We start from the raw sequence: 13,517 nt of genomic DNA on the forward strand, positions 1-13,517 counted from the left end.
AAATTTTACTAAATTTTTCAAGGATTAAGGGGAAGCACGTCATGAATGAAAAAAAAGAGAGAATCATAAAAACCAGCATTCGTTTATTTGCGAAAAAAGGATTCGCAGCTACGACGATCCAAGAAATCGCCAGTGAATGCGGCATTTCGAAGGGCGCTTTTTATTTGCACTTCAAATCGAAAGAAGCGCTGCTGTTATCTGCCTGTGAATATTATATCGGTATGTCTATGAACAAAATGAAAAATATAGAAGAAGATCTTGCTGGAAAGCCGCCTAAAGATGTTTTGAAAAAACAAATTGGCGCTCAATTTGAGGATTTTCGTGATCATAAAGATTTTATCGTACTTTTGCTTACCGAAAATATCATTCCGGAAAATCAAGAAATCAAGCAATACTTTTACAAAGTAACCATGGAGACGGATAAGCTGTACCGGAACGCCTTGCTGTCGTCCTATGGAAAAGGAATCGAGCCGTACGTCGCAGATCTGTCCATCATGGCAAGAGGCATCGTGCATTCCTATATGAATGTGATGGTATTTAACAGTGAGCTTAATATCGGTGCAGAAGAAATCTCAGCCTTTATCATCGAGAGACTGGATGATCTTGTACAGGGGCTGAGCCGCTCAGCACTCAATCCGATTGTGCCAAAAGACATTTTCAACCCGATGCCTGCGGGGAAAGACCAGCTGCTTGAGGACATTCAGAAAGTGAAAGAAAACAGCACGCTGCCCGAGGATATCACCGTGTCACTTGATGTTATCGAGGAAGAATTGGCTCAGGATAAACCGCGCAAGCCGATTATTAAAGGCATGCTGTCCAATTTGACCGGAACCAACGACAAAGAAGTTGAAAGGCTTCGGGCCCTCATCTCTGTCTTTATCTCAATTTGACCATAAAAAAGCAGCCTCTAAGGGCTGCTTTTTTATTAGCGTTTTTTAATTTCTTCAAGCAGAATTTTGTTGACCATCGGCGGGTTGGCTTGTCCTTTGGACGCTTTCATAATCTGTCCGACTAGGAAGCCGATCGCGCGGTCTTTTCCGTTTTTAAAGTCTTCGATTGATTGAGGATTGTTGTCAAGCGCCTCAGTGACAAGCTTCAGAAGCACGCCTTCGTCAGAAATCTGAACAAGGCCTTTCTCTTTCACAATCTTCTCAGCGTCGCCGCCTTTTTCAATCAATTCTTTAAACACTTTCTTCGCGATCTTAGAAGAAATGGTTCCTTTTTCAATCAATTTGATCATGCCGGCAAGGCCTTCAGGTGTCAGGGCAACGTCGGCAAGCTCTTTTTGTTCTGCGTTTAGGTAAGCTGACACTTCACCCATCAGCCAGTTAGACGCTTGTTTAGCTTCAGCGCCTTTTTGAACGGTTTCTTCGAAGAAATCAGCCATTTCTTTTGTCAGCGTCAGAACCATCGCGTCATATGCAGGCAAGCCAAGCTCTTCGATATAACGCTTGCGGCGCTCATCCGGAAGCTCAGGAATGCTTGCTTTTACGCGTTCCTTCCATTCATCATCAATGTAGAGCTCGACTAGATCTGGCTCTGGGAAGTAACGGTAGTCGTCAGATCCCTCTTTGACACGCATAAGAATGGTTTTCTTCGTTGCTTCATCATAACGGCGAGTTTCTTGCTGGATGACGCCGCCCGAAAGAAGAACCTGCTCCTGGCGTTTTTCTTCATGCTCAAGGCCTTTTTGAACAAACGCAAAGGAGTTCAAGTTTTTCAATTCTGTTTTTGTGCCGAATTCCTCTTGGCCGATCGGACGAAGAGAGATATTGGCGTCACAGCGAAGTGAGCCTTCTTCCATTTTACAGTCAGAAACGCCTGTATATTGGATGATGGATTTCAGCTTTTCAAGATACGCGTACGCTTCTTCCGGCGTGCGGATGTCCGGCTCTGATACGATCTCAACAAGCGGCGTTCCTTGACGGTTGAAGTCAACAAGAGAATAGCCGTCGCCTGTATGCGTCAGCTTTCCGGCATCCTCTTCAAGGTGAAGGCGCGTGATGCCGATTCGTTTTGTTTTGCCGCCGACTTCAATTTCGATCCAGCCGTTTTCGCCGATTGGCTTATCAAATTGAGAAATCTGATACGCTTTCGGGTTGTCAGGATAGAAATAGTTTTTGCGGTCAAACTTCGTATCCGTTGCGATCTCACAGTTGAGCGCCATAGCGGCTTTCATTGCGAATTCAACGGCTTCTTTGTTCAGGACAGGCAGGACGCCCGGGTATCCGAGGTCAATGACGCTTGTCTGCGTATTCGCCTCCGCGCCGAATGGCGTTGGAGAGCTTGAGAAAATTTTTGATTTTGTTTTTAACTCAACGTGGACTTCAAGTCCGATTACCGTTTCAAAGTTCAATTCTTTTCACCCCTTACAGTTCAGGTTTTGCTTTATGATGGTCTGTCGCTTGTTCAAATGCATGAGCAACGCGGTATACAGTGCTTTCATCAAAGTGTTTTCCGATGATTTGCAGGCCGAGCGGAAGACCGTCTGCTAATCCGCATGGCACGCTGATTCCCGGTACGCCGGCAAGGTTGACCGGAATCGTTAAGATATCGTTTGCGTACATTGTGAGCGGATCCTTCGTGTTTTCACCGATTTTAAACGCAGGTGTCGGTGTAGTCGGTCCAACAATAACATCATATTTTTCAAATACGTCTTCGAAATCCTTCTTAATCAACGTACGCACTTTTTGCGCTTTTTTGTAGTACGCATCGTAGTAGCCTGAGCTTAAAGCAAACGTTCCAAGCATGATGCGGCGTTTGACTTCATTTCCAAAACCTTCAGCGCGCGTTTGCTTGTAAAGGTCGATCAGGTTATCCGCGTTGTCTGTGCGGTAGCCGTAGCGGATGCCGTCAAAGCGTGCAAGGTTCGCTGACGCTTCAGAAGATGACAGCAGGTAATATGTCGCAAGCGCGTATTTACTGTGCGGAAGAGACACTTCTTCCCATGTAGCGCCGAGACCTTCAAGGACTTTCAGCGCTGCCAAGACAGATTCTCTCGCTTCTTTGCCGACACCTTCACCAAGGTATTCTTTCGGAACGGCGATTTTCAGTCCTTTGATGTCGCCAGTTAATGAAGAAAGAAAATCAGGCACGTCCACATTTGCACTCGTGGAGTCCATTTTATCTACGCCGGAAATCGCTTGAAGTAAAAACGCGTTATCCTCAACCGTACGTGTAATCGGTCCGATTTGGTCTAATGAAGACGCAAATGCGACCAGTCCGTAACGAGATACACGTCCGTATGTAGGTTTTAATCCGACAACGCCACAGAAAGAAGCCGGCTGACGGATGGAGCCGCCTGTGTCAGATCCAAGAGAAAACGGAACTTCTCCCGCAGCAACCGCAGCCGCAGATCCGCCGCTTGAACCGCCGGGAACTGTATCCAGGTTCCAAGGATTTTTCGTCAGCTTGTAAGCTGAGTTTTCTGTAGATGACCCCATGGCGAATTCGTCCATGTTCAGTTTTCCGATTGTGACCGCTTCAGCGTCTTGAAGGCGCTGAACGACAGTAGCATCGTAAATCGGATCAAAGTTTTCGAGAATTTTGCTGGAGCATGTTGTGCGCAGCCCTTTTGTTACGATATTATCTTTTACGCCGATCGGCATACCGAAAAGAAGACCGTGCTCAGAACGGCCGTCAACCGCCTCATCAAGCTCCTTCGCGTATGCGCGCGCTCTTTCTTCATCTAATGCCAAAAAGGCTTGTACCTTATCATCAACCGCTTGGATGCGTTTATAAGATTCATCAACCAGATCAGAAATCTTAATCTCTTTTTTATGTATGAGCTGTTTTAATTCTGTGATTTTATGATCAAATAATGACATTCTTGTGTCCCTCCTTTAGTCCAGAATTGATGGCACACGAATATAGCCGTCTTTATGGTCAGGCGCATTTTTCATGACATCCTCAACCGGAAGACCTTTACCCGCTTCATCTTCTCTCATGACATTTTTCATTTTCAGCACGTGAGTTGTAGGCTCCACATTGTCTGTGTTAACCTCATTAAGCTCCTCGGCAAATGAAATGATACTGTCGAGCTGTTCAGTGAACATTTTTGCTTCTTCTTCAGTAATCGCAAGTCTTGCAAGGTGCGCAACGTGCTTTACTTCTTCTATTGAAATTCGTGACATATGATCCACCTCCACATATTTCTCCGTTAAGTCATATAATACTGATCATATCAAAAACAAGCCCTTTAAAGCAACAAAACGCCTTGAGACAGGCCTGTGTTTTCGAAACAATACCCTATATATTTTATACTAAAATGAGGAGAAGGAGAAACGAAATATTTTTCTGAATATTTTTACTTTAATTATTTTTTGAAAGCGTTTTATTCTTTATTCCCTTCTAGGTTTGCAACGGTATTTCCAGCTTATGATCAATGTTTCATCGCTTGAATGGCCGGGAATACTTTGTTAGGTTAAGTTACCAAGTGCACCCGCAAAAGAATTTCTTTTGTTTTGCACTTACGCCAGGCTGCTTAACTGGCACCATCAATTTGAGAGGTGATGCAACATTATTAGAAATGAAGAGAGGGTAAAACGTGAGTATTGAAATTATTATATCTTTAGGAATTTACTTTATTGCCATGCTGTTAATCGGCTGGTATGCATTCAAGAAAACCACTGACATCAATGATTACATGCTTGGAGGAAGAGGCCTCGGACCATTCGTTACTGCTTTGTCTGCCGGCGCGGCCGATATGAGCGGATGGATGCTGATGGGTGTTCCCGGCGCGATGTTTGCGACAGGGCTGTCCACCTTATGGCTTGCTTTAGGTCTTACAATCGGGGCGTACTCAAATTACTTGCTGCTGGCTCCAAGGCTGCGTGCTTATACAGAAGCGGCGGATGATGCGATTACGATTCCTGATTTCTTTGATAAACGATTCCAGCATTCTTCATCACTGCTGAAAATCGTATCTGCATTGATCATCATGATCTTTTTCACATTGTATACCTCTTCTGGTATGGTATCTGGCGGACGGCTGTTTGAATCTGCTTTTGGTGCGGATTACAAATTAGGCTTGTTTCTGACCACCGCAGTTGTCGTATTATACACACTGTTTGGCGGTTTCCTTGCTGTCAGTCTGACTGACTTCGTGCAGGGTGCGATCATGTTTGCAGCACTAGTGCTTGTGCCGATCGTTGCTTTTACCCACGTGGGCGGCGTTGCTCCGACTCTCCATGAAATCGGCGCTGTTAACCCACACTTATTGGATATTTTTAAAGGCGCGAGCGTCATTAGCATTATTTCCTATTTAGCCTGGGGCTTGGGCTACTACGGCCAGCCTCATATCATCGTCCGCTTTATGGCGATTAAAAACATTAAAGATTTGAAGCCTGCACGCCGAATCGGCATGAGCTGGATGATCATTACAGTTCTAGGTTCCGTGCTGACGGGTTTAATCGGTGTTGCATACGCCCATAAATTCGGAGTTGCTGTAAAAGATCCGGAGATGATTTTCATTATCTTCTCTAAAATCTTGTTCCACCCATTAATTACAGGGTTCTTATTGTCAGCTATTTTGGCTGCCATCATGAGTTCGATTTCCTCACAGCTCTTGGTCACAGCAAGTGCTGTTACAGAGGATTTATACCGGTCATTTTTCAGACGAAAAGCTTCTGATAAAGAATTGGTCATGATCGGGCGATTGTCCGTCTTAATCATTGCCGTTATCGCGGTACTCTTGTCATTGAACCCGAACAGCACCATTCTTGATTTGGTCGGATACGCTTGGGCCGGCTTCGGTTCAGCTTTCGGACCTGCGATTCTGCTCAGTCTGTATTGGAAGCGAATGAACGAATGGGGCGCGCTTGCTGCCATGATTGTCGGGGCTGCGACCGTGTTGATCTGGATTACAACCGGCCTGGCAAAATCAACCGGTGTGTACGAAATCATCCCTGGGTTTATTCTCAGTATGATTGCCGGCATCATTGTCAGCATGATCACAAAACGTCCTGCAAAAGCCTCTTACCGATTATTCGGTGTCATGGAAAAGCTGTTAAAACGCAAAAAGTAAGCAATAAGCCATCAAGCGCAGCTTGGTGGCTTTTGTGCCCTTGTTTTGCTATAAATACTGTGAGAAAATCATATTTATTTAAAAACACCATAGAGAAGGGGGAAGTTTGCTGTTGAGCTGGTATATTGATCCTGATATTTTATTGAAATTGGGCATTGCCACATTGATTGGCATGGTCATCGGGCTTGAACGCGAATTAAAAAATAAGCCGCTCGGATTAAAAACCTGTATTGTCATCGCAGTCAGCTCATGCATGCTGACGATCGTCAGTATTAATGCGGCATATCATTTCCCTAAATACTACCGCATCATGATGGATCCGCTTCGTCTGCCGGCACAAATCATCTCCGGCGTCGGGTTTATCGGCGCCGGTGTCATCCTGCGAAAAAGCAATGATGTCATTTCCGGCCTGACGACATCGGCCATGATCTGGGGGGCAGCGGGGCTCGGGCTTGCTACGGGAGCCGGTTTTTATAAAGAAGCGTTTGCCAGTCTTCTGTTCATCCTGATCAGCGTGGAATTTCTCCCATGGGTGGTCAGAAAAATCGGCCCCGACCGCCTGCAGGAAAAAGACATCCGCATCAGAATGTCGCTTTCTGATAAAGACAAAATGACAGAGATTTTAAAAGAAATGAAAAGAAGAGATATCAAAGCACACTCCGTTCGGATCGACGACCTGGGCGAAAAGGATTTTCCAATTATGGAAGTGAAGGTCCGCGTCCATAAAAACAGATACACGACCGATGTCTACTATGACATTAAAGCCATTGAAGGCGTAGTCGGCGTGAAGTGTGATACATTATAAAAGCCAATGGGACTGGAATCCCATTGGCTTCTTCTATCTACACCAGTGCTGAAAAATCAAATGCTGTAATCGGCGTGCCATTCTCTATATCTCTTCTGAAACCGGCCAGCATTTCTTTTTCTTCTTCTCCTATTGTGTTAAGGTCAAACATCTGATGCAGCAATCCGTAAATCAGCATATGGCGAAGGCGGAGGAAATCAGGTATTATCATCAGCCATGCAGGGTCAAGCTCATTTTCCTCCCAGTACCCTTTCATAAAATGCGTCATAAATTCTGCTGTAAACGCAGCTTTATCCTCATATGGCACAACAGGATACCACAGGACATTGTAGAGAAGAATGCTAATATCGTTAACAAACCAGTTGTAGCCGATATCATCAAAATCAAATGCCGTGATTTTGCCATGATCCCAGTTAAAATTGCCATGGTGCAGATCCGCATGCACCAAGCCGTAGCTGTCCTGGCTTTTCGGGAGCCTCCGCAGTTCATTCATCAAAGAATCGGCTTGCTGAAACACCTTTATCTGATCTTCAGGCACATATTTTCTCAGCTTTAATTGCTCCTCTTCATCCCATTCCTGTCTTTTGAAAGCGGGATTGCTCAATTTGTAGCTTTTTGTCAGGCTGTGCATGCTGCCTGTGTATCTGCCAAGCTCATAAAATAGCGTTTCATTCCAGTCCGATTCATCCACTTTTTGCCCCGGCGCTTTCTCATACACTCTCAATAAAAATGACCCGCCGTTTCCGTCCGGCACTGCTTCTACGTCTTTTCCGTTCAGCGATGGGAGCGGTTTGGCTACTGAAATTCCCCCTATTGCAAGGTGACGGAGCCATTCCATCTCTCCCATTATATAATCAGAAGATCTCCGAATCGTATGGGTAATCTTTAAAATATAAGGTTGATTGTCTTTCATGCATTCATATACATAGTTTTCCGCATCAGCCAGAAAACGCACCTGATCTTTTGAGAAACCGTATTTCGCTGCAGCTTCTGCCAAAACCTGCTCTTCATGAAATATTTTTTTGATATCTTTATGCACGTCTAACATCCTTTCATTGCTATAGATTTGATAATGATTGTTTTCACACGATTTCCAGCATCAACATACCTCCCCTTGATTTGTGTTTCGGCAGAAGCGAAAATAATTTCCCTTTTCCTGTTAATTGTAACATAAAAACCCTTGTGCCAATATGGCACAAGGGTTTTCTATCAGTCATAAATGTGAACAGTCGGCTCTTTATCTCCGGCATTGCGGATAATAACCGCTTCCTGTCCGTCTGAGGACGTAATATTGACTTCGACATCAACTGAGCCTTTAGAGTAGTAGTCCATCACTTCACCCGTTAAAAACTGGGTAAACGCGACAACTTCACTTTTTCCGTAGAATTGCATTGGTATGTCAATCTTCATTTTCTTCATTTCATCATTATCATACAGCGCTGTACCGACAACGCCTGTATAGTTCGGGAAATATTCTTCAATTGAATTTTTGAACCGCTTAAAGACCTCGGTGTCATCCGGGTACTTTTCTGCTGTGGTTGTATCTGCCGGATAGAATACATATTTTTCATTGATGTCATCCCAATTTGAGATATCAGTAGAGCCTGCTTTGACCTCTGTTTTGGCGATGAAGTTCCCCGGCACAATCGATGTTTTTGACGCCTGCTTGTAGAGCGCGACGGTAATCGGCACATTCTTCAAGTTATCTTTTTTGCGGAGGCGGTTAATAACCTCCTGTGCAATTTTTTCTCCCTGCTGGCGAAGCGTGCTGTCCTTAATCTCCACTTCTTTTTGCGGATCGCCTGTTTTTTCACGATAGTAATACACGGAGTTTAATGCCAGTCCGATCATTACGCCGCCAAGCTGGATAGAATTCTTGTCTTTTCTGACTAAATAATCGTGCTCAAGCATGGATGCTAAATAAATCGGGCTGCTTTCGTTCTTTTCTTCTGTTGAACCAGAACTCGGGAGCGCTGGATTCAAGCCTTCATTTTTGAAGTTTTTATCATCTTTTTCGGCTTTTTTCAAATCAGAGCCCGTTTTTTTCCGTGCCAGCCAGCTTAATACTGTATCCTCATCTAAGTATTGTCCTTCTTGGAACAGATAATCGTCAGTCGAGAAAGAATCTTGGGCAAGACGCATCAGCCCTGTTTCAAACTCGTCAATGTCCAGCCTAGTATTCAGCTGTTCCGTTGTTAAGCCGCGCGCTTTGCCTGCCTTAAACGGCAGCACCATTTTGTAATAGGAGTCAGAGATATTATATTTCGGGACAATCGCTTTTTCTGACGATTTCGCCGTCTTTTGCGTAATCTCTTCCTCCTTCTCCCCCCCGAAACCTGACGAGCAGGCAGACAGCATTAATACTGCCGCCGTTGCCGCCAATGCCAACGTCTTTTTCAATAGAAAACACTCCTCTTATTTCTTTAGCTCTCCCATTAACTGTTCTTCATTCCACACTTCAATGTTCAGCTCTTGTGCTTTTGTCAGCTTGCTTCCCGCCGCTTCTCCGGCGATGACTAAGTCTGTGTTTTTGCTGACGCTTCCAGTCAGCTTTCCGCCCAGCGCTTCGATTTGCGCTTTGGCTTCGTTTCTTGACAGCTCTTCCAGCTTTCCTGTCAGAACAATTGTTTTACCGGCAAAGTAAGAGTCGCTGTCCTCTGCTTTTACTTTTTTCGGGCCTTTGTAGAGCGTGTTTACGCCCAGCTCCTGAAGTTCATTCAAGAGTTCAAGCATTTCTTCTTTATGAAAATAGGTGATCACAGCATCAGCCATTTTTTCACCGACTTCATCTACCGCGAGAAGTTCCTCTTTAGAGGCTTTTTTCAGATTCTCCAAGCTTTCAAAATGCATGGCAAGCGTCTTTGCGGCCTTTGATCCGATAAAACGGATGCCAAGCCCAAACAGCAGGCGCTCTAACGAATTTTCTTTTGATTTTTGGATGGAGCTGATCAGGTTTTCAGTGGACTTTTCGCCCATGCGCTCGAGCTGGATGACTCGTTCCTTCGTCAGCTTATATAAATCTGCCACATTGCGGACAAGGTTTTCCTCAAACAGCTGTGTGATCACTCGTTCGCCGAGCCCATCAATGTTCATGGCATTGCGGGAAACGAAATGGATCAGCCCTTCCCGGATTTGCGCCGGACATTCAGGGTTAATGCAGCGAAGCGCCACTTCTCCTTCGATCCGGACGAGCTCACTGCCGCATTCAGGACATTCCGTCGGCATACTGAATTCCTTTTCTTCTCCTGTGCGCTGTTCAACGAGGACATTCACAACTTCCGGGATGATATCGCCCGCTTTTTTGACGACAACCTTATCCAAAATCCGAATGTCCTTCTCTTTAATTAAATCTTCGTTATGAAGGGATGCTCTTGAGACCGTTGTGCCGGCAACTTTTACCGGCTCAAGAATCGCGGTCGGCGTGATCACACCCGTTCTGCCGACATTTAATTCGATATCGAGAAGTTTCGTCACGACCTCTTCAGCAGGAAACTTATACGCGATGGCCCAGCGCGGGCTTTTCGCCGTAAAACCGAGCTCCTCCTGCTGATCGAGGGAATCGACTTTAATGACAATGCCGTCTATTTCGTACGGCAGGTCCGCGCGCTTCGCCTGAAGCTCATCGATTAGCGTAATGACTTCTTCTATGTCGCCGCATTTTTTTCGTTCCTGATTCGTTTTAAATCCGAGTTCGTCGAGAAAATCAAGCCCTTGGCTTTGCGTCTCTACACCCATCTCGTCAAGCTCCGCTATACTGTAGACGAAGATATCGAGGTTTCGTTTCGCTGCAATTTTCGGATCGAGCTGCCTAAGTGATCCCGCCGCGGCATTTCGCGGATTGGCGAACGGTTCTTCCTCATTTTTAATCCGTTCCTCATTGAGTGCTTCAAACGAACGCTTCGGCATATACGCCTCGCCGCGCACTTCGATTGACAGCTCACGGTTCATTTTAAGGGGGATATTGCGGATCGTCTTCAGATTCTCCGTGATATCCTCTCCCGTCGTCCCGTCACCTCTTGTGGCCCCTCTGACAAAATAGCCGTCTTCATAACGGAGAGAAACAGCAAGACCGTCTATTTTCAGCTCCACATTATACGCCACATCGTCACCGACGGCTTGGCGCACACGGCGGTCGAAATCACGAAGATCATCAGCATTAAAGGCGTTGCCCAGACTGAGCATCGGTGTGCCGTGGGTGACTTTTTGAAACGCTTCAAGCACGGCTCCGCCGACGCGCTGCGTAGGAGAGTCAGGCGTTCTGAGGTCTGGGTGCTCATCCTCGATCGCAATCAGCTCCTGCATCAATCTGTCGTATTCGGCATCTGGGACGCTCGGTTCATCTAAGGTGTAATATTCATAGCTATACTTGTTGATGGTGCGGCGCAGTTCTTCTGCCCGCTGCTTCGCTGTTTCTTTGTCCATCTGCTTCTTCCTTTCCTCTTCAATTACTGCTTTTCAATAGGAGCAAATGCTGCTAACAGGCGTTTCACGCCGACAGGGCTCGGGAAGGCAATATCGAGCTCCGTCCCTTCTCCTTCGCCTTTTACGCTGACGACAGTTCCTGTTCCCCATTTTTTATGGCCCGCCTTATCTCCGACTGCCCAGTTCAAGGTGTCGCCGCCTGTTTTGCTGGCGTAGGATACGGGGCGTGAAACAGGGCCGCGTCTCGGCTGCATTTTTCTCGCAGACGTCGCTCTCGTTTCTTTTTTCTCATTTAGGTTTTCCAATAAATCATCCGGTATTTCAGCAATGAAGCGAGATTCCGGGTTCATATTTGTCCGGCCAAACAAGGTGCGCATTTTAGCATTGGTCAGATAAAGCTCCTGTTCAGCCCTTGTAATCCCAACGTACGCAAGGCGGCGTTCTTCTTCCATTTCCGCTTCCTCCATGAGTGAACGGCTATGCGGGAAGACGCCTTCTTCAAGCCCCATCAAGAAAACAACCGGGAACTCCAGTCCTTTCGCGGCGTGCAGTGTCATCAGGGTGATCGCATCCTTGCCGCCTGACTCTTCCTCCTTCTGATCGAGCTGATCAATATCTGCGATTAACGCCAAGTCTGTCAGGAACGCAACGAGTGTCTTGTCTTCACTTTTCTGTTCAAAGTTTTTCGTTACAGACAGGAACTCGTCGATATTTTCTAAACGGCTTTGGGCTTCGATCGATTTCTCAGCCTTCAGCATTTCTCTGTATTCCGTCTTATCAAGAATTTCTTCTGTCAGCTCTGTAATGGATAAGTAATCCTGCATATTGGTCAGGTTTTCAATCATCTGTCTAAAGCTGTCAAGCGCGTTTGCCGCTTTGGCACTGACGCCGATAAAATCAACCTGCTGAATCGCTTGGAAAAAGGACAAGCCGTTTATGGCCGCATACGAAGCGATTTTTTCAAGTGATGTCGCGCCGACTCCGCGCTTCGGCACATTGACAATGCGCGTGAAACTGATATCGTCATCCGGATTGGATACGAGGCGCAGGTACGCAAGAATGTCTTTAATTTCTTTTCTGTCATAGAACTTTGTGCCGCCGACAATGTTATAGTTCAAACCCGCTTTGAGAAGCGTTTCCTCAATCACACGGGACTGCGCGTTTGTCCGGTATAAAATGGCGATATCCGACAGCTTCCGCTTGCCTGTGCTGTGAAGCTGATGAATTTTGCCGGCCACAAACTGTCCTTCACCGAACTCATTATCACCGCGATAATAGGAAATCTTGATGCCTTCATCGTTTTCCGTCCACAAATTTTTCGGTTTGCGGTTAGAGTTGTTTTTAATGACCTCGTTAGCCGCGCGCAAAATCCGTTTCGTTGAACGATAGTTTTGTTCTAGCAAAATCACGCTTGCATTCGGATAATCTTTTTCAAATGAAAGGATGTTGGTGATATCCGCGCCGCGCCATCTGTAGATTGACTGATCAGAATCCCCCACAACGCAAAGGTTCTGGAAACGCTCGGCAAGCTGCTTAACGAGCATGTATTGCGCCCTGTTCGTATCCTGATACTCATCAACGTGAATGTACTGGAACTTGCGCTGATAAAATTCAAGCACTTCCGGCACTCGGTCAAACAGTTTAATCGTCGTCATAATCAAATCGTCAAAATCGAGCGACTGGTTTTTCAATAGCTTCTTCTGATAATCAGCATATACATCGCTGACCACCTGATCGTAGTAGCCGCCGGCAACTTTAGAGAATTCCTCCGGTTCGGTCAATTCGTTTTTTGCACTGCTGATCGTACCGAGGATGCTTCTCGGGTCAAACTTCTTCGGATCAAGATTGCGCTCCTTCAAAATCCCCTTGATCACTGAAAGCTGGTCAGCCGTATCAAGGATGGAGAAATTTCGGTTGATCCCAATCCGGTCGATATCTCTGCGCAAGATCCGCACGCACATGCTATGGAATGTGGAAATCCAGATATCGTCCGCGCCGGGTCCAAGGATGCTTTCCACACGTTCTTTCATTTCGCGTGCCGCTTTATTTGTAAATGTGATCGCCAGAATGTTCCACGGCGCCACATGCTTTTCTGCCATTAAATAAGCAATTCTGTGTGTCAGGACACGCGTCTTTCCGCTTCCCGCTCCCGCCATCAGCAAAAGAGGCCCGTCCGTTGTTTTGACTGCTTCCTGCTGAACGGGGTTTAAACCGCTTAGTAATTGATTGCTAATATAATTCAAAATTTGTTCACCCGCCTATACA

9 protein-coding genes and 1 pseudogene are annotated in these 13,517 nt (G+C 45.9%); 3 read left to right on the top strand and 7 right to left on the bottom strand.

From position 1 onward, the window contains the following. Positions 1-41 precede the first annotated feature (41 nt). A pseudogene (locus FB592_RS17430) lies at positions 42-939 on the top strand (TetR/AcrR family transcriptional regulator). Here FB592_RS17430 and gatB read toward each other — a convergent pair. From gatB to gatC, 3 genes are read right to left on the bottom strand one after another with little or no spacing between them, the layout of a single operon-like run. Continuing rightward, positions 926-2,356: an Asp-tRNA(Asn)/Glu-tRNA(Gln) amidotransferase subunit GatB gene (gene gatB, locus FB592_RS17435; protein WP_003219444.1), complete on the bottom strand. Its 1,431-nt coding sequence runs from the start codon at positions 2,354-2,356 to the stop codon at positions 926-928. The pseudogene FB592_RS17430 and the gene gatB sit on opposite strands and share 14 nt — an antisense overlap. 13 nt (positions 2,357-2,369) lie before the next feature. Continuing rightward, positions 2,370-3,827 carry an Asp-tRNA(Asn)/Glu-tRNA(Gln) amidotransferase subunit GatA gene (gene gatA / locus FB592_RS17440; RefSeq protein ID WP_003242878.1) on the bottom strand — a complete coding sequence of 486 codons (1,458 nt, stop codon included), beginning with the start codon at positions 3,825-3,827 and terminating at the stop codon, positions 2,370-2,372. Positions 3,828-3,842: 15 nt separating this feature from the next. Continuing rightward, on the bottom strand, positions 3,843-4,133 hold the full coding sequence (gene gatC, locus FB592_RS17445; RefSeq protein ID WP_003219442.1) for an Asp-tRNA(Asn)/Glu-tRNA(Gln) amidotransferase subunit GatC: 291 nt from the start codon (positions 4,131-4,133) through the stop codon (positions 3,843-3,845). A gap of 413 nt (positions 4,134-4,546) precedes the next feature. Here gatC and opuE point away from each other — a divergent pair, with 413 nt between their 5' ends. Continuing rightward, positions 4,547-6,025: a proline transporter OpuE gene (gene opuE / locus FB592_RS17450; protein WP_101501727.1), complete on the top strand. Its 1,479-nt coding sequence runs from the start codon at positions 4,547-4,549 to the stop codon at positions 6,023-6,025. A gap of 106 nt (positions 6,026-6,131) precedes the next feature. Further along, positions 6,132-6,830: an MgtC/SapB family protein gene (locus FB592_RS17455; RefSeq protein ID WP_010886431.1), complete on the top strand. Its 699-nt coding sequence runs from the start codon at positions 6,132-6,134 to the stop codon at positions 6,828-6,830. A gap of 37 nt (positions 6,831-6,867) precedes the next feature. Here FB592_RS17455 and FB592_RS17460 read toward each other — a convergent pair whose 3' ends face one another. From FB592_RS17460 to pcrA, 4 genes are all read right to left on the bottom strand, one after another. Further along, a complete protein-coding gene (locus FB592_RS17460; protein WP_141949865.1) occupies positions 6,868-7,878 on the bottom strand; it encodes a phosphotransferase enzyme family protein in 1,011 nt (336 codons plus the stop codon). Between the two features lie 161 nt (positions 7,879-8,039). Beyond that, complete coding sequence (locus FB592_RS17465) at positions 8,040-9,230, bottom strand: CamS family sex pheromone protein (RefSeq protein WP_141949867.1); 1,191 nt, start codon at positions 9,228-9,230, stop codon at positions 8,040-8,042. A gap of 15 nt (positions 9,231-9,245) precedes the next feature. Next, positions 9,246-11,252 carry an NAD-dependent DNA ligase LigA gene (ligA, locus tag FB592_RS17470; RefSeq protein ID WP_141949869.1) on the bottom strand — a complete coding sequence of 669 codons (2,007 nt, stop codon included), beginning with the start codon at positions 11,250-11,252 and terminating at the stop codon, positions 9,246-9,248. A 23-nt stretch (positions 11,253-11,275) separates the two neighbouring features. Then, a complete protein-coding gene (gene pcrA / locus FB592_RS17475) occupies positions 11,276-13,495 on the bottom strand; it encodes a DNA helicase PcrA (RefSeq protein ID WP_003233919.1) in 2,220 nt (739 codons plus the stop codon). Between the last annotated feature and the right edge of the window lie 22 nt (positions 13,496-13,517).

Source organism: Bacillus sp. SJZ110 (assembly GCF_006715455.1).
In the GTDB taxonomy this organism is placed as follows: Bacteria; Bacillota; Bacilli; order Bacillales; family Bacillaceae; genus Bacillus; species Bacillus subtilis.

Excerpts from the sequence above, each read along its gene's own strand:
- gatA (WP_003242878.1), bottom strand. The coding sequence starts at position 3,827 with ATGTCATTATTTGATCATAAAATCACAGAATTAAAACAGCTCATACAT.
- FB592_RS17460 (WP_141949865.1), bottom strand. The coding sequence starts at position 7,878 with ATGTTAGACGTGCATAAAGATATCAAAAAAATATTTCATGAAGAGCAG.
- gatC (WP_003219442.1), bottom strand. The coding sequence starts at position 4,133 with ATGTCACGAATTTCAATAGAAGAAGTAAAGCACGTTGCGCACCTTGCA.
- ligA (WP_141949869.1), bottom strand. The coding sequence starts at position 11,252 with ATGGACAAAGAAACAGCGAAGCAGCGGGCAGAAGAACTGCGCCGCACC.